This window comes from Ilumatobacter sp. (assembly GCF_039969435.1).
In the GTDB taxonomy this organism is placed as follows: Bacteria; Actinomycetota; Acidimicrobiia; order Acidimicrobiales; family Ilumatobacteraceae; genus Ilumatobacter_A.
Genome location: NZ_JBDVNU010000007.1, coordinates 50,322 through 67,060, shown reverse-complemented (window position 1 = coordinate 67,060; position 16,739 = coordinate 50,322). Strand labels below are relative to the sequence as shown.

Annotated in this window: 16 protein-coding genes; 6 read left to right on the top strand and 10 right to left on the bottom strand. The window is 66.8% G+C overall.

The features are described 5' to 3' along the window. The gene (locus tag ABJK40_RS03875; protein ID WP_348510158.1) at window positions 1-1,347 is read left to right on the top strand and encodes a glycosyltransferase family 2 protein; all 1,347 of its coding nucleotides are present in this window, start codon (window positions 1-3) and stop codon (window positions 1,345-1,347) included. Here the strand turns inward: ABJK40_RS03875 and ABJK40_RS03870 are convergent. The 6 genes from ABJK40_RS03870 to ABJK40_RS03845 form a co-directional block, all read right to left on the bottom strand. Next, the gene (locus ABJK40_RS03870; protein WP_348510157.1) at window positions 1,324-3,447 is read right to left on the bottom strand and encodes a glycosyltransferase; all 2,124 of its coding nucleotides are present in this window, start codon (window positions 3,445-3,447) and stop codon (window positions 1,324-1,326) included. The two genes, ABJK40_RS03875 and ABJK40_RS03870, sit on opposite strands and share 24 nt — an antisense overlap. Beyond that, window positions 3,444-4,934: an O-antigen ligase family protein gene (locus ABJK40_RS03865; RefSeq protein WP_348479594.1), complete on the bottom strand. Its 1,491-nt coding sequence runs from the start codon at window positions 4,932-4,934 to the stop codon at window positions 3,444-3,446. Before ABJK40_RS03865 ends, ABJK40_RS03870 begins: the two co-directional genes overlap by 4 nt. Further along, window positions 4,931-5,572 carry a hypothetical protein gene (locus ABJK40_RS03860; RefSeq protein WP_348510156.1) on the bottom strand — a complete coding sequence of 214 codons (642 nt, stop codon included), beginning with the start codon at window positions 5,570-5,572 and terminating at the stop codon, window positions 4,931-4,933. Before ABJK40_RS03860 ends, ABJK40_RS03865 begins: the two co-directional genes overlap by 4 nt. A 4-nt stretch (window positions 5,573-5,576) precedes the next feature. Then, the gene (locus ABJK40_RS03855) at window positions 5,577-6,788 is read right to left on the bottom strand and encodes a sugar transferase (protein ID WP_348479596.1); all 1,212 of its coding nucleotides are present in this window, start codon (window positions 6,786-6,788) and stop codon (window positions 5,577-5,579) included. Between the two features lie 221 nt (window positions 6,789-7,009). Continuing rightward, the gene (nucS, locus tag ABJK40_RS03850) at window positions 7,010-7,693 is read right to left on the bottom strand and encodes an endonuclease NucS (RefSeq protein ID WP_348479597.1); all 684 of its coding nucleotides are present in this window, start codon (window positions 7,691-7,693) and stop codon (window positions 7,010-7,012) included. Continuing rightward, the gene (locus ABJK40_RS03845) at window positions 7,693-9,318 is read right to left on the bottom strand and encodes an AarF/UbiB family protein (RefSeq protein ID WP_348479598.1); all 1,626 of its coding nucleotides are present in this window, start codon (window positions 9,316-9,318) and stop codon (window positions 7,693-7,695) included. Before ABJK40_RS03845 ends, nucS begins: the two co-directional genes overlap by 1 nt. Before the next feature lie 251 nt (window positions 9,319-9,569). On the opposite strand from ABJK40_RS03845, the gene ABJK40_RS03840 reads away from it, so the two are divergent. Then, window positions 9,570-11,066 carry a phosphoenolpyruvate-utilizing protein gene (locus ABJK40_RS03840; protein ID WP_348510155.1) on the top strand — a complete coding sequence of 499 codons (1,497 nt, stop codon included), beginning with the start codon at window positions 9,570-9,572 and terminating at the stop codon, window positions 11,064-11,066. A gap of 1 nt (window position 11,067) precedes the next feature. Here ABJK40_RS03840 and ABJK40_RS03835 read toward each other — a convergent pair whose 3' ends face one another. Next, window positions 11,068-11,244 (bottom strand): hypothetical protein, encoded by a 177-nt coding sequence (locus tag ABJK40_RS03835; protein ID WP_348510154.1) that lies wholly within the window; start codon window positions 11,242-11,244, stop codon window positions 11,068-11,070. A gap of 128 nt (window positions 11,245-11,372) precedes the next feature. On the opposite strand from ABJK40_RS03835, the gene ABJK40_RS03830 reads away from it, so the two are divergent. Further along, window positions 11,373-11,837: a VOC family protein gene (locus ABJK40_RS03830; protein ID WP_348478829.1), complete on the top strand. Its 465-nt coding sequence runs from the start codon at window positions 11,373-11,375 to the stop codon at window positions 11,835-11,837. Window positions 11,838-11,880: 43 nt separating this feature from the next. Here ABJK40_RS03830 and ABJK40_RS03825 read toward each other — a convergent pair whose 3' ends face one another. Further along, complete coding sequence (locus ABJK40_RS03825) at window positions 11,881-12,543, bottom strand: carboxymuconolactone decarboxylase family protein (protein ID WP_348478828.1); 663 nt, start codon at window positions 12,541-12,543, stop codon at window positions 11,881-11,883. A 121-nt stretch (window positions 12,544-12,664) separates the two neighbouring features. Here ABJK40_RS03825 and gdhA point away from each other — a divergent pair, with 121 nt between their 5' ends. Further along, the gene (gene gdhA, locus ABJK40_RS03820; RefSeq protein ID WP_348478827.1) at window positions 12,665-14,026 is read left to right on the top strand and encodes an NADP-specific glutamate dehydrogenase; all 1,362 of its coding nucleotides are present in this window, start codon (window positions 12,665-12,667) and stop codon (window positions 14,024-14,026) included. A 67-nt stretch (window positions 14,027-14,093) separates the two neighbouring features. On the opposite strand, the gene ABJK40_RS03815 is transcribed toward gdhA, so the two are convergent. Together ABJK40_RS03815 and ABJK40_RS03810 are read right to left on the bottom strand one after the other, a co-directional pair. After that, window positions 14,094-14,897, bottom strand: a complete 804-nt coding sequence (locus tag ABJK40_RS03815; protein WP_348478826.1) for an enoyl-CoA hydratase-related protein — start codon at window positions 14,895-14,897, stop codon at window positions 14,094-14,096. Window positions 14,898-14,902: 5 nt separating this feature from the next. Beyond that, complete coding sequence (locus ABJK40_RS03810) at window positions 14,903-15,655, bottom strand: inositol monophosphatase family protein (protein ID WP_348510153.1); 753 nt, start codon at window positions 15,653-15,655, stop codon at window positions 14,903-14,905. Between the two features lie 56 nt (window positions 15,656-15,711). Between ABJK40_RS03810 and ABJK40_RS03805 the strand changes: the two genes are divergently transcribed. Both ABJK40_RS03805 and ABJK40_RS03800 read left to right on the top strand, forming a co-directional pair. After that, entirely contained in the window at window positions 15,712-16,485 is a 774-nt protein-coding gene (locus ABJK40_RS03805) for an alpha/beta fold hydrolase (RefSeq protein WP_348478824.1), read from the top strand. 29 nt (window positions 16,486-16,514) lie between these two features. Beyond that, a complete protein-coding gene (locus ABJK40_RS03800) occupies window positions 16,515-16,736 on the top strand; it encodes a hypothetical protein (protein WP_348478823.1) in 222 nt (73 codons plus the stop codon). The last annotated feature ends 3 nt before the right edge of the window (window positions 16,737-16,739 follow it).

Here is a 16,739-nt window from a genome sequence, read left to right as displayed (position 1 = left end):
ATGTTACGAGACGGGCGCCGGAGTCGTTCGGGCGCCGGAACAGCGATCGATGTTTCGACCCGATGTCGTTGTCGCAGAATCTTTCGCTACCGTCCGCTCGGTGCCGACGACCCGGGGGGCCAGAACGTGAGCGTGCGGCCACCTCGCCGAGCCGTTGCCATGTACTCGTCGCTGGCCGGAGTGGCCTATGTGCTCGCCGGTTATCCGCTACTGGCGGCAATTTCGGCAAGAGTCCGCCCGCGCCCGGTCCGACGAACGGACGACACTCCGTCCGTCACACTCATTGTCCCCTGCCACGACGAAGTGGACGTCATCGCCACCAAGATCGAGAATCTTCTCCGACTCGACTACCCGTCCGATCGTCTCGAGATCGTCGTCGTCGACGACGGAAGCACAGATGGGACGGCCGATGCGGTTCGCCGTGCTCTCGATGGAGTGCGCTCCAACGTGCGCCTGCTCGAGCGTCCCGAGCGGGCAGGCAAGGCGGCTGCAATCAACGCAGCAATCGCAGAATCGTCCGGCGACGTGATCGCTCTCTCCGACGCAACCGCCGTGTGGGATCCGGGAGCACTGCGTGCGTTGGTGCAGTCGTTCGGCGACGAGGACGTCGGCGTCGTATCCGGTCGAATGAGCTACGGCGGCGACGGCGTCGGACGGGTGCTCGATCTGTACTGGAGGTACGAGGACAGCATCCGATCGTGGGAGTCGGCGAGTGGAACGACGGTCGGCGTCAACGGGAACATCTTCGCGATCCGTCGACGGGACGCCGAACCGCTCCCGGCCGGCACCGTCAACGACGAACTCACGCTGGCGCTGCGGGCCGCCATCGCCGGTCGGAGGATCGTGTTCGACCCGACCGCGTACGCCGCTGACCTTCCATCCCCCACCATGCGAGACGAGACGGCGCGCCGCTCTCGTATGACCGCCGGCCGACTACTCAGCACCATGGGCCCCGCGCGAGGGGTCTGGACGCGCCCCGGACTCGCCGTCCGCTTCGTGTCACACAAGCTCCTGCGACCGTTCGTTCCCGTGATGGGTGGTCTTGCAACGTTCGCAGCGCTGGCGACTCTGTTCACAACTCGGGCGCGGCCGATCGATCGGTTCATCGCGTCGCTGTTGACGGTTGGGACCGGGTCTGTGGCCGTCGCGTCCGGGCTGGGCCACCTCCTGGAGCGCACAGGGCGAGCAGTGCCGGTGGTCGTGCGCGGGGCGCATCTCGCCACATCGTCGGCGACTGCCTCCATCGTCGGGATCTTGCGCGCTCTGACGGGTCGGCAGCGGGCGACGTGGACCAAACGCCCGCCTTCGGCGGCGTCCGCGCTGTCACCGCAGGCGTCGTGCAGCTGAGGCGACGGGGCCGAGCATCAGGGCGAGGTGTGAGGCTTGCACCGAAGCCGTGACGTCGATTCGGTGAATGGACAGCAGGTCCTCGACGGGGAGCCGGTTCGAGCCCGGGGCTGTTGTGAAAGCCAGTTCGAATCCAGCGTCGACGATCATTCGTCGGACCGCCGGCGAGGACTGACCGGTCGGATATGCCAACGCGATCGGCGCGACCCCGAGACGACCGACGATGTCGGCGTACGACCCTGTGAGTTCGGTCTCGACCTCGCCGATCGGGAGTTGATCGAGTGCCGGATGCGTACGAGTGTGCGACTGCACGAAGTGTCCGTCGCCGAGGAAGAGCTCGAGTTGATTCCAATCCATCACCGCATTCCATGGATCCGTCTGCCCAGCATCGGCCACGACCTGATCGACGACCGAAATTGCGGCGAGGTGATCCAGCGTCTTGAGGTGGCGAGCGATCGAGTTCGACACCCACGACGCCCTCGTGGGCGAGCCATCGAGGACGAACGTTCCGATGGGAGTGGTGAGCGCCGACCGCGTCGAACAGAGAATCGACCGGTAGAGCCGATCCCACCAGAAGTCGAGCGCATCGGACCCGGGGTACGCCGTCGGGACGAAGACGGTCGCCTTGATGCCGTGACGTCGAAGGATGGGCGCAGCATGGTCGGCGAGGTCTCGGTACGCATCGTCGAACGTGACGAGCACCGCTCCGGCGGGAAGATCGTGGCCGTCGACCAACGCCGCTCGCACGTCGGCGAGCGTGACGGGCTCGTAGCGGCGGCGCAGAAGGGCCATCTGCTGTTCGAACATCTCGGGGGTCGCACTCTTCAGCACGGGGTCGAGGCAGCGGTCGTGCTCGTCCGTGGCGACGCGGTGGTAGGTCAGCACGCTCAGAACACGCGTCGGGCGGTCGATGAAGGGAGCGATGCGACGAACCACGTTGAACGTACGGTTGAACCCGACTCCGTCGGGTCGGATCATCCGGACGAGGTCGACTGGTCGGTGGGGGCCGTAGTACGCCGCCTCGGTCGCGATCGACATCTGTGCGGGTGGAAGTCGTTCGGCCACCCGTGAGCTGGCGGTCCGGGCAAGGCGGGCGCACAGGCGGTCGTCCCCGGCGAGGCGCATGATGGACCGGGCTGTTCCCTGGTGGTCGCCGACACCGACGAACTCGGCTCCCTCATCGCCCAGGAGGTCGACGAGTGCAGGCAAGCGGGACAGGATGAGCGGTCGATCGAGGGCGATCGCCTCGAGCACGACGTACGGGAGCCCCTCGCTGCTCGACACGAGAGCGACGCAGTCAGCGGCGGCAATGACGTCGACGACGTCGTGGCGATGACCGAGGAAACGTACGCGCTCGGCGAGGCCAAGGTCGGCGACGAGTTCCTCGAGGACCGGTCGTTGTGAGCCGTCACCAGCGACCACCAGATGCGCATGGGAGAGCGCCACCTCGTCTTCGGCGAACGCCCGCACGAGTGACTCGATCCGTTTCACCGGCTCGAGACGGCCGGCGAAGACCACCACGAACTCATTCGTGAGGCCGAGTTCACCCCGGATCGTGGGTCTCGCCCCAGGAGTGGCAACGGGCTGCACGGCGGCATTCGGGATGGTGACGATGTGACGAGCCGAGACGCCACAGGTCTCGATGAACCCTCCGACGCGGGACTCGACGGCGATGAACCGCGAACCGACCGCACCCGCCACGCGGATGACGCCGGAGTACAGCAGCGCTCGCGATGATCCTTCGTGCTCGCTCCGGTAGTCGCTGTGGACAGTGCAGAAGATGCGTGGCACTCGGGCCAGTCGTGCGGCGATCACGCTCCAAACTTGGGCCACGACATTGTGCGCGTCGACAACGGTCGCCTGCTCCTGGCGCATCAGGCGAAGCAGGTCGACGACGAGCCACGGATTCCAACGAGCTCGGCGCAGCGCACGTCGTCGACAGGTCGGGCTGTCGTCGAGGGCGGCCTCGAGTTCGGTCCCCGCGAGGTGGACGACGACGAGATCTCCGGGGCCACTCCATCGGCGGCACTGTTCGATGATCCGCCGCTGGGCGCCACCGGAGCGCCGTGACAGGTCCACGAGCATCACCGTGTCGTTCATGTCGACACCCGTGCGCGCTCGCCGGACGAGAGTTCGTCGGCGCCGTCGACCTCATCCGTGAGATCGAAACGTGCGACGGGTGCCCGTTCGAGCGTTCCGACCGTCGCGGAGAGCGCGACCATGATCCACAATGTGCGCGCGAAATCGGCATGGAGGAAGATCGACGTGACGGCCAGTCCCGCGCCACCGACGATCAACGACCTCGCAGACAGTCGTGTTCGTTCACCAAGGCTGCGGCTCGCCGTCCGCAACGATTGGACGGCGATGGCGGTGATGGCGGCGAAGGCGCTCAACCCGAGGAGTCCGGTCTCGCTGGCGATTTCCACGTACACGTTGTGGGACTTGCGATCCTGGCGTCGGGGATCGAGTCCGAGCTCACGCGAGTAGTCCTGATAGTTGACGGCATAGTTCCCTGCGCCGACTCCTACGAGCGGATGGTCGACGAACATCTGCAATCCGACGATCCCCTCACTCGCACGTCCGCGGACGGCCGAGTCAGCGATCGGCTGGTCACCGCCGACGAGCGGGAGCCCAGCGGTGGACTGCGTCACGCGACTGGTGAAGTCCGACGGGAGGGCAGCTGCTGACACGAGCACGATCGCAATCGCCGCCATCGTCCAGATCGGACGAGGTCGACGCAGTGCCACAACGCAGACGCACACCGCGAGCAGTGCCAGTGTGCCCCCGCGCGAGAAGGTCACCACCACGCCGAAACCGCTGACAACCGCACCAGCCAAGCCAGACATGCGAGCTCGCCGAGACTGCGAGAACACGGCACAAACGAGTGACAGTGAGAACGCAACGACGAGGACCTGGGCGAAGAAGTTCGGGTCGTCGAAGGGACCGCTCGCACGCCAGTCGTCGACTTCTCCGACGATCTGTTCGATCGTCGCTACAGCGAAGCCGCCGTACGGCGATGAGTAGCTGCCGGTGATGGCCTGGTGAACGCTCAAGGCGGCGAGAAAGACTCCGGCCGAGGCAATTCCACCGATCACCACCAGCAGGTCTCCCACGGATCCGATCGTCGCGACGACCACGAGTGCGATCAAGATGTCCCGAATGGTCCCGACGGTCACGCCGGTTGCGGCGACGGGATCATCGGCCCAGAAGATGCTGGCCAGCTGGACCGCAACATACCCGCCGAGCGCGAGAACGAGCGCTGGCTGCGGCAGCTGCACCGATATCGCAGATCGGATCGATGAGATGGCGATCGACAGAACGGCGAGAGCCATTAGCGGCTCGGTGATCGACGGGATGCCGTAGAACTCGGTGAGGACGCTTGCGGCATTTGCGACCGAGGTCGCAGCCAGCACTGCGCCGGCCACAGCAGGACGTGTCAGCATCGACGCAACGGCGGCGAAGGTCGTGAGCACGGCGACGGCGAGGAACGGCTCACCCAAACCGAGCAACGCGAACGTACCGGTGCCGATAAGAATCGAACCAGCGAGATATCGCTTCCGGATCCGCTTGTCCGCATTACGGTTCACGACCTGATGCGGCCGAGGAGAACCGCCAGGATCGTCCACAGCAGGAACGCCCCAACGAGAGCGAGGACGACCAGTTGAAGATAGGGGACTCCGACCGCGCCATCGGGGGCGGTCGGCTGATCGACGACCGTGACATCGATGATCGGGTATAGGTCCTCGAACCGCTCGATTGTGACATCGGCGAGAGCGTCGGTGAGGGCGGTCACAGAGTCGGACGACGGCGCGTGGACCATCACGGTGACGATGTTCGCCTCCAGAGCGATCGTTCCGTCCACTTCGACGTCGTCGATCAGTCGGGCGTCGAGCTGGGCCGCAGCGAGCGCGTCGACGAGCAGCGTCCGGCTCTCGGTGAGCTCGATGTAGGTTCCCTGAAGTACTCGATCGTTGAGGGTGTCGAGAGCGTCGACCTTCTCGTAAGTCTCGGGAAGGTCCGACGACGGTGCGAACACGAGGTTGACCTCCGACTGGAACACGTCGGGTCCCCTCTGGCCCACCGTCACCCCGAGACCGACGGCCACGACCGCCATAGGAAGGAGCAAGAGAAAGTAGCGCTTCAACGATCGTCCCACCTCGCTCCAATCGAGGGATGGAGAGCCGGAAACCGATGGCGGGTTCTCGTCGACGTGAGAATGCTTCATGTTGTCAGTGTTGTCCACGAGCGGAGAGAACGGCGGGGATCGTGAGCATGAGAATCTTGAAATCGAGCCACACCGAACGCTGCCTAGCGTACTGGATGTCGAGCCGAGCGCGATCGTTGAACGAGAGCTGACCGCGGTAGTACACCTGCCACAACCCGGTCAGCCCGGGTTTCACCGTCAACCGTTCGAGTTCCCACGGCAGGTGGGAGTCCACGAGATTGGATGACGGCCGCGGGCCGACCAACGCCATGTCGCCACGGACGACGTTCCAGAGCTGCGGCAGTTCGTCGATACTCGTCTGCCGCAGGAAGCGCCCGATCCGGGTGACCCGTGGGTCCTTCGACGACTTGAAGATGCCTTCGAGTTCATTCAGAGATGCGACTTCGGCGAGGCGATGCTCGGCCCCGACCGACATCGAGCGGAGCTTGTACAGCTTGAATGGTCGCCCGTTCAGGCCGGAGCGAGACTGCACGAACAGTGCGGGGCCTCCGTCGTGAAGGCGGATGACTGCTGCGGCAGCGAGGAGTACGGGGAGCGCAACGACGAGTGCCGCCGACGCGAGACCGAGTTCGAACACACGCCAGACTCCGGCGGCAACCGGTCCGCGCGCAGCTGTACGCCTTGACTGATCCGATGTCGGTTCGGCGTCATCGCCCGAAGGTTGAGCGAGCTGCGACCCGTCGGCTCGGCCGTACGGCGTCGCGGCCATGCGTTCCACAGCGAGGTCGACCAGGTGTTCCGGGGTCGCATGGTCGTGTGGAAACACGGCGGTACCGAAGCGCGCTACTTCGAGGTCGTCCTCGCTGAGCACTTGGGAGAGTCGGTTCAACGTCGTCGGCGCCGCAGCGCCGCGCGGAATCACGACCGCAGCGAGCACTACCCCCGGACGCGGGCCGAGGAGTGCGAGGTCCGTCTCGCGCACGCTCGACGCCAGGACGCGAACCGCGCGCTCCGCGGTGGTCGGCGCTCCCAGATCGAGAGCGAACACGGCAACGGATGTATCGAGTCGGGTCGCTCGCCCACATTCGCGTGTGAGCGTGGCCCACATCAATTGCTCCCGATCCTCGGAACCAATCACCGCAGTGGTAGAGACGAGATGGTGTGAACCCGAGCGGCGGGCGAGCGCTGCGAGCAGGACCGCCTGGGCGACGACGACACCCTTGATCCAGAAAGACACCGGCAGGAACAACGCCACGACGATGAAGACGGTCGCCACCGCAACAACCGGCGGTACACGGCGCACCACGTGCTTCGCCGCGCTCGACCTGGAATGAGAATTGTGGTCGGGTCGTTCGGACATCACCACTGTGATGCTCTCACCTTCGGTCGCACGTCAAACATGCGAGTTCTTTTCACCGGCGTTCATCGATCATCGATTCGACAGATGAAGACGATTACTTAAATCTCTCTTGCGAATGATTTTCGCCCGATCGCCGATCAGAACAGCTTGAGGTCGTCGGACTTCATGCCGCGCAGTTCGTCGTAGTCGACCTCGACCCAGGTGAAGCCGCGTGATTCGGCGAGCACCTTGGCCTGGGGCTTGATCGACTGAGCGACGTACACGCCGCGTACCTCGCCCAGCGACGAGTCCATGCTGAGCCGCTCGATGTAGCGCGCGAGCTGCTCCACACCGTCGATCTCGCCGCGTCGCTTGACCTCGATCGCCACGACCTGATCGGTGTGATCGCGGCAGAGGAGGTCGACCGGGCCGATCGCCGTGGGGTACTCGCGCCGCACCAGCCGCAGGCCCTCCTCGATCGTGGTCGGGTTGTCGGCGAGCAACTGCTGCAGGTGCGCTTCCACCCCGTCCTTCTGCAGACCGGGGTCGTCGCCGAGTTCGGCCGAGACGTCGCTGAGCACTTCGTGCAGCGTGATGGTCAGCGTCTCCTTCTTCGGGCTGGTGACGATCCACCGGGCCAGGCCGTCGTCGGAGACCGACGCATCGGTCTCGACGAGAGTGTTCGGAGCATTCATCCAGTTCAGCGGCTTGTACGCACCGCCATCGGCGTGGACGGCGACGCAACCGTCGGCCTTGACCATGATCAGTCGGTTTGCCTCGGGCAGGTGGGCGTCGAGCCGTCCGGCGTAGTCGACCGAGCATCGGGCGATCACCAACCGCATCAGTCGCGCCCCTCGACGTGATCCGACATCCGCTTCTGGATCAGCGCTCGCCGCTCCTGCAGTTCCCGGTAGGTCAGACCGCTCGCACTCGAGTCGAGGCCCACGCTGGCCTTGATGCCGTCCATGTCGAACTCGACGTCGTTCGGGTCGATCCCGAGTTCGCGGCCGAGGCGTTCACCGTGCTTCATCGCGAACATCATGGAGAGGTTCTGCACCTCGCCGATCAGGTCGAGGTCGGGCGCGAGCCGAGCGATGGCACCGTCGAGGAACACGAGGTTCTTCACGTACAGCATCAGTTCCTTGGGAAGCTTCGCGCCGTAGCCGAGCATCGCCTTGACGACGCGCTGCACCTCCTGCACCATCTCCTCGCCCGACAGTTGCGTGGGGTCGAGGACCTCCGTGCGGTCCAGACCGAGGTCGGACACGACGGCGGCGATGTCGGTGTCCATCGGCAGCGCCCCCAGGTCGCGCAGCGCCTCGACCTGGACCGTCGGATCGTTCGTGGTGGCTCCGAGCATCAGCCGCAGGAATGCGTTGCGGCGGCCGCCGTCCAGGCGGCCGACGATGCCGTAGTCGAGGAGGGCAGTGCGACCGTCGTCCATGACGAGCAGGTTGCCGCCGTGCAGATCGCCGTGGAAGATCCCCTCGACCACCGCGCCCTCCATGAACGCGATCATCGCGGTCCGCACCACGTCCTCGGTGTCGATCCCTGCGTCCTGCATCCCGACCACGTCGTCGAAGTTGAAGCCGTGGACGCGTTCCATCACGAGGGTGCGGCGCGTCACGAGCGACGGGTGCGGGCGAGGTGTGACGTAGCGCTCCTGCTCCAGTTCGTGGAGCATCCCCGCCACGTCGAGCATGTTCGCGGCCTCCATCCGGAAGTCGAGTTCCTCGACGATCGTCTCGGCGAACAGTTCGACCAGCGCCGGCGGGTTGGCCAGCGCTGCGACCGGGATGCGGCCGACGAGGAACGGGGCGAGCCAGGACATGACCTCGAGGTCCCTGCGGACCAGCGTCGACACCTGAGGCCGCTGCACCTTGACGACGACCTCCTCACCGGTACGCAGCCGTGCGACGTGGACCTGTGCGATCGACGCTGCGGCGAGCGCCGTGCGGTCGAACGACTCGAACACGTCGTCGAGTCGTGCGCCGAGATCCTGTTCGACAGTGAGACGGACGACGTCGAACGGTTCGGCGGGCACCTGGTCCCGACACTTCTTGAACTCCTCGACCAGTTCGGGCGGGAACAGGCCCTCGCCGGAGGAGATGATCTGGCCGAGCTTGATGTACGTCGGACCGAGCGCCTCGGCGGCTCGACGGAGCCGTCGGGAGATGTCGGCACGGCTCTCGGCGGCGTTCGCGTGGCGACCGAGCTTCTTGCGCACCATCCACGGGACGGCAGCGGCCGCGAGTCGTGCCGAGACGGTGAGGACGCGCAGTCCCGGCGGCACGCGCCGTGGCGCCGTCAGGGCAGGGACCTCGGCCTGCGCCTGGCGTCGAAGTGTGCGCGCGAGCGGCAACCAGCGTGCGTCGTCGCGTCGGATCTCCCATGGGCCGTGGTCGGTGAACGCCGCCCAGTCGTTGTCGCTCGACATCGGTGTGAGCACGTCTGCCGATTCGGTCATGACCCCATTCTGGCGGGCATGGGACCATCCCGGCGGGGGCCGCGGGCGAATCCAGAACGAATCGTGACGAATCTCTGAATCAAGTCGCGGCGGAGCCGCGCCGAAGCACTGCCATGTCCTCGATGATCCTCACCTCGGCCGAACTGGTCGTGCTCACCGTCATGCTCGCCGGCCTCGTTCGCGTCCGGTCGGCGCGCCCGGTGCCGGTTGCCGTGACCGTCGATCGCTGATCGGCGCACTACCGTCGGCCCATGAGCGCCGACCGCTGGATCACCGACCACGAGGTCTCGCCGCGGCACCCCTTCTACACGCGAGCCAACGCAGGCGAAGTACTGCCCGATCCGGCGTCGCCGCTGGGGTGGACCATCGTGTGGCAGGCGACCAACGACGGGTGGCGCGACGCGCAGATCAACGTCGGTACGTGCGAGCCCGACGAGGTCCGCTCCGACGAGGTGGTCGGCAGTTTCGGGGGGTATCTCTACATCAACGCCGCTCTCGCCCGACTCTTCGGTGTGCGTGCGCCCGGGCTCGCGCCGGAGATGATCGACTTCACGTACTTCGGTGACCATCCCGACGTGCCGCCGTACGTGGCCGAGCCGTGGCACGAGAGCGAGGCGAACACCGCAAAGGTCGGAGCGTGGATGCACCAGGTGCTCAGCGAACCGCTCGAGGTGCTGCTCGACGACCAGGTCGTGGCGAACGAGTTGCGCAGCACGCGTCCCGACCTGCGCGACCTCGCCGACCACGAACTCGTCGAGCGGGCGCGATCGATGCGGCCGCTCCTGCGTCTCTTGTTCGAGCGTCACCTCACGGTCACCGCCGGCGCGTCGATCGGACCGGGCATCATCTCCGCCGTCGCAGAAGCGCTGGGCGATCCGTCACTCGCTCTCGACCTGATCACGGGAATCGGTGACGTCGACTCTGCACTCCCGAGCCGGGCGATGTGGGCGCTCTCGCGGCTCGACGAGGAGTCCGACGAGTTCCGCGCGGGGTTCACTGCATTCCTCGCCGAGTTCGGCAGCCGCGGACCCAACGAGTGGGACATCGTCAGCGACGTCTGGGAGACGAAGCCCGAACTCGTTCTCAACCTCATCGCCGTCATGCGCAAGCAGGGCGCCGAGGGTGACCCGGCGACTCGCACCGACGCCGTCGCCGCCCAACGTGCTGCAGCCACCGACCGGGTACGAGATGCGCTCGCCGCGGACCCGGGGGCCTCGGGGCAGTTCGAGGCAGGTCTGGCATCGGCGCACCGCTACCTCGCCGGGCGCGAGCGGACCAAGACGAACATCATCAAGGTCGTCCACGAGGTGCGCGTCGCTCTGCGCGAACTCGCTCGCCGGCATCAGTACGAGGTGGTCGACTTCCACATGCTGCTCGACGAGGAACTCGAAGCGTTCCTCGCCGCCCCCGACGGCTTCCGGTCCCGACTGACCCAACGTGCGTCGGAGTACCGGGCGCTGTTCGAACTCGACCCGCCGTTCATCGTCGTCGACACGGTGCCGCCACTCTCGCAGTGGGCGAAGCGTGCCGACGCGACCGTGGCGTCGATCGCCGATGCCGGTGACGTGCTGACAGGCGTCCCCGGATGCCCGGGCACCGTGACCGGAGTCGCACGGGTCATCCTCGACCCGAGTGACCCGATGGCACTCGAACCCGGTGACATCCTCGTCGCACCGCACACCGACCCGGCGTGGACACCCCTGTTCGTCCCGGCCGCAGGTGTGGTCGTGAAGTCGGGGCGCAGGTGAGTCACGCGATCATCGTGAGCCGGGAGTTGGGGATCCCGTGCGTGGTGAGCGTGACGGGAGCGACCGACATCATTCCCGACGGGTCGACCATCACCGTCGACGGCTCGGCCGGCACCGTCACCATCCACTGACCGCTCGACCGATCACTGAGCCGATCGCTCGACTGCTGGCGATCCATCGTGTCCGTACCCGTGCCGGTGCGTCGACGTGAGCGTCGCACGGGGCGTTCATGAGCGGACGGACCGGACGCAGACGCCCACGCGACGAGGCTTGGGGGCGTCGTCGAGCGCGTGACAGGATCGAGGCATGACAGATCGACCGTTCAGGGTGCTCGGAATCCAGCAGGTGGCGATCGGTGGGTTGGACAAGGCGGCGCTGTCCGACCTGTGGACCGGCCTGCTCGGCGTCGAGAAGGTGGGTGACTACGTCGCCGAGTCCGAGAACGTCGACGAGGACATCCTCCGGCTCGGCAGCGGTCCCCATGCGGTCGAGATCGACCTGATGCAGCCGCTCGACCCCGACGTGTCACCCAAGGTCCACGTCCCGACGCTGAACCATCTCGGGCTGTGGATCGACGACCTGCACGCTGCGGTCGACTGGTTGACCGAGCAGGGAGTGCGCTTCACGCCCGGTGGAATCCGCACGGGGGCGTCCGGCCACGAGGTGTGTTTCATGCACCCGAAGGGCAACGAGGCCACACCCCGTTCCGGCGAGGGTGTGCTGATCGAACTCGTCCAGGCTCCGGCCGACGTCGTCGACGCCCTCGGCTGACCGCGAACCACACGGTGTCAGACACCGTGTGGTTGTCATTCCGTCATTCCGTGTCCGACTCCGTGTGGTTCGCATCGACGACGGACATCACGTCGAGGCCGCCGAAGTTGCCGTGGGGGTCGGGTTCCTCGACCACCCGGTCGTCGACGTCGTCGTACTCCAGGCGCAGTGCCTTGGTCATCGTCGCGTGCATCGCATAGGTACACGTGATGTACGTGAACTCGATGATCTCGACCTCGGAGAAGTGCGCCTTCAGGGAATCGAACAGCGCCTCGGGGACGCGACCGTGTTCGAGGACGAGGCAGTCGGTGTAGGCGAGGAGTGCTCGTTCCTCGACCGAGAAGCAATCCGTGCTCGACCAGGCGGGGATCGCTGCGACCTGTTCGTCGGTGAAGCCCACGTCGCGCATCGCCTTGCAGTGCTGGCTGAAGACGAACTTCGAACCGACCGCGTACCCGGCCCGGGTCTGACCCAGCTCGCGGTGCCTGGCCGACAGGACGCGGTCCGGTGACCGGTAGAACTGGAAACCGGCCGTCGTGTGGTCGAAGGCATCGGGCACCTGGGCGAACACGGTCCACCAGTCGCCCGGAGTTCCCGACGCCGTACCGGGTTCCGCGACCGGGTCGCGATCGCCGAAGATCATGGCGTAGAGGGCTTGGGCGAACGGGTGGGCGTCGACGCGGGACACCTGTCGGAGGCGTGGCATGAGTGCAGTCTCGACGAAGTCCGGCGTCGATCCGTCACGCTGGCGCGCGTCGTCGAGCCGCGGTGCGGTGTTGGCGTGACCGATGTCATCGGCCGCGTTCCGGAATGACTACGTTCCCACCATGGAGAGCACAGCGGGGCACGAAGAACTCGAGACGTTCATGGGTGGGCTGGAGAAACGGAACCCGGGGGAACCCGAGTTCCAGCAAGCGGTTCGGGAGGTCGCCGAGACGCTGATCCCGTTCACGCTCGACAACCCCAGGTATCGAGACGCCCAGATCCTCGAACGGATGACCGAGCCCGATCGGGTCATCATCTTCCGCGTCACCTGGCAGGACGACTCGGGGCAGATCCGGGCGAATCGGGCGTGGAGGGTGCAGTTCAACAACTCGATCGGCCCGTACAAGGGAGGGCTGCGCTTCCACCCCGACGTGACCCTCAGCGTGCTGAAGTTCCTCGGGTTCGAACAGATCTTCAAGAACTCCCTGACCGGCCTGCCGATGGGCGGTGCCAAGGGAGGGTCGAACTTCAACCCGAAGGGCAAGTCCGACAGCGAGGTGATGCGGTTCTGTCAGTCGCTGATGACCGAACTGCATCGATACATCGGCGACGACGTCGACGTGCCGGCAGGCGACATCGGGGTCGGTGCTCGCGAGATCAGCTACCTGTTCGGCCAGTACAAGCGGTTGGAGAACCGGTTCAACGGCATCCTCACCGGCAAGGGTCTCGCCTTCGGTGGCAGCCTGATCCGGACGGAGGCGACCGGGTACGGCGCGGTGTACTTCATGCAGAACATGCTCGAGCACGCCGGCGACTCGGTCGAGGGCAAGACGGCGGTGGTGTCCGGATCGGGCAACGTGGCCACGTATGCGATCGAGAAGCTGAACGAGTTCGGGGCGAAGGTCGTCACCGCATCGGATTCCGGCGGATTCATCCACGACCCGAACGGCATCGATGCCGAGAAGCTCGCATGGCTCAAGGACCTGAAGGAGGTCCGTCGCGGTCGGATCAGCGAATACGCCGACCACTTCGGCTGCGACTACCACGACGGCGAGCGTCCGTGGAACGTGCCGTGCGAGTTGGCGCTGCCGTGTGCGACTCAGAACGAGGTGTCGTCACGGGAGGCGCAGACGCTCGTCGACAACGGTGTTCGCGCCGTGTCAGAAGGTGCCAACATGCCGACCGAACTCGACGGCGTGCGGGCCTTCAAGCGCGCCGGGGTGCTGTTCGGTCCCGCAAAGGCGGCCAACGCCGGGGGAGTCGCGGTCTCGGGTCTGGAGCAGAGTCAGAACGCGTTGCGCATCTCGTGGTCGCGCCACGAGGTCGACACGAGACTCCAGACGATCATGCACGACATCCACGACAAGTGCGTCGAGTACGGCAGCCGGTACAGCCGGGACGGCGTCGTCGACTACGTGGCCGGCGCGAACATCGCCGGCTTCGTCAAGGTCGCCGACGCGATGCTGGCCTACGGAGCGGTCTGACACCGGCGGGTGTTCGCGCCCGAACCGCACACGGACGTCCGGGTCCGGTCGGGCGCATGGTCGGACGTCAGAAGTTCGGCGGGCGGCGCTGCGTGAACGCGGCGATGCCCTCGGCGTACTCGTCGGTGCCCATGGCTTGATCCATCAGCGCCAGTGATGCGACGACGCTGGCTTCGGGGGAGTTGCGGACCGCATCGGCGGCGAGCTGCTGCTTGGTCGTGGCGACCGCCGACGGCCCCGTCGTGGCGGCGAGGTTCGTCGCCCAGGACAGCGCGGACGCGTACGGATCCGGGGTGACACCGTTCCACAGACCCCAGTCGGCGGTTTCGGCGCCCGTGAAGACCCGCCCCGACAGGAGCAGGTCCGCGGCGCGCGTCGTGCCGACGAGGCGGGGGAGTGTCCACGACATCCCGTACTCCGCCGGCAGTCCGAGCTTGGGTGCAGCGGTCGTCATCCGTGCGTCGGGGGTGACGAATCGGAGGTCGCAGAACAGTGCAAGCGCCAGCCCGACGCCGGCGCACGCACCGTTGACCGCAGCGACGATCGGGTGCCGGTACCCCATCTGCCAGGCGAAGTCGGCATCGATACCCGACCCACCGCCGGGTCGGGCCGGGTCGGCCGGGAGGCCCGAGTCGTATCCGCCGTGTACGACGTGCGCCTCCAGTGCGGTCGAGTCGCCGCCGACGCAGAATCGGTCACCGGTCCCGGTGACGATCACCGCCCGCACGTCGTCACGATGCTCGAGCTCGGCCATGATCCAGCGGTACTCGGTGTGCATGGTGCCGGTCCAGGCGTTGGAGCGGTGCGGGCGGTCCAGCCACAGCGTGGCGATGCGATCGACGACGTCGAAGCGGGTGGCGGTGAGCTCCACGCCGGTCAGCCCCAGATCGAACGGAGCACGTCGTCGGCGAGTTCGGGACGGCACACGATGAAGTCGGGAAGCCACGGATCGCGTGCGTTGTAGACGAGTGCCGACCCGTCGAGGCGCGAGGCGTGGAATCCCGCCGCCATCGCCACGGCCGCAGGCGCAGCCGAGTCCCACTGGTACATCCCGCCGTCGTGGACGTAGATGTCGGCATGGCCCATCACGACCGCCATCGCCTTGGCTCCGGCGGAACCGAGTCGGACGGCGTCGCATCCGAGCCCTTCGGCGACGAGCACTGCCGAGTACGGCGCCCGACTGCGTGACGTGATGAGGCGCGGCCGCTCGCGCTCGACCTGGGGCAACGGCGGGGCCGGCTCGGTGGCGAACACGGCGTTGGCGGCCGGGAGGCTCACGGCGGCGGCTCCGAAGCGATCGCGCTCCCAGAGCGCCACGTGAACGGCCCAGTCCGTGCGGCCGGGTTCGCTGAACTCCCGTGTGCCGTCGAGGGGGTCGATGATCCACACCCTTTCGGCGTCGAAGCGGCGTTGGTCGGTCTGGCCCTCCTCCTCCGACAACACGGCGTCGTCGGGCCGGTGGGCGTGGAGTTCGGCGGCGAGGAACGCCTGTGCTGCGGCGTCTCCGGCGTCCTTGACCTCCCACTGGGGGGCACCGGAGGCGAACAGCGGCTCGCGGATCCCGACCAGGATCTGACCGGTCTGGACGGCGAGACGCGCCGCGAGTTCGGCGTCGGTCTCGGCAAACATTGCGGCCATCATCGCATTCGGTTCACGAAACACCTCCCTCCGACCGAAGAGCATGTATGGCTCGGCGAGCGCGACGACTGCGGTACGGCCACGCGCCGGGCCAGTTCGGTGTGCTCCACGAGCCGCACCCGTCTCGCACCGGCGGATGCGTGGTCGTCCTCGTCCACGGCGGATTCTGGCGCTGGCCGTTCAACCGGTGGGTGATGACGTTGCTCGTCCGCGACGCTCTACGTCTCGGGTACACGGTCTTCAACATCGAGTATCGCCGGCTCGGCCGATGGGGCGGCGGCGGGGGATATCCCGAGACCTTCGACGACGTCTCGGCCGCAGTCGACCTCGTCGTGCGACGGTTTCCGGATTCTGCGCGCTTCCTCGTGGGTCACTCCGCCGGCGGCCACCTGGCGCTCGTGGCTGCTGCCGGTCGCGGTGGTGAGGTCGACGGGGTCGTGGCGCTCGCGGCACCGTGCGATCTCCGACGCCTGTCCGAGGCTGGCTCGGAACGGGTCGACGAACTCGTTCGTCGCGCCCCGGTGACGCAGCGCTGGTCCCTCACGTCCCCGATCGAGATGGTGCCGATCGGCGTGCCGACCGTGTGTGTCCACGGAGCAGCCGACACGACCGTGCGTCCGCAGGGTGCCGCCCGGTTCGTGCGCGCAGCGTCGGACGCGGGCGACGACGCCCGCTTCGTCCTCGTGCCCGACGAGCGGCACCGCGACGCCCTGCGCCCGTCGTCGACATCGTGGACGACGACGATGGAGACCATCGACAGGTGGCACGAGATGGACGCCGCCTCGAGAAGTGCCCGCTCCGTGACGATGGACGGGTCGTGACCGTGGGTTCCCACAGAGCGCCTCTGATCGTGACGGGTGACCGCCTTCGTCCCGACTCGGTCGCCAACCGGATGTTCCCGAAGGTGCGGTCGTGGTTCGCGCTCGGAGCGCCGCTCGAACTCCTGAGCTCGCTGTCGGTCGCACGGATCCTGGTGCTCGTCGGGACCGCGACGTGGCTGCTCGGTGGCGCGATCGGAGCGCTCGACGCGTTCACCGGCATCGTGCTCACCGTCGTCGACGTGTGTGGGTGATCC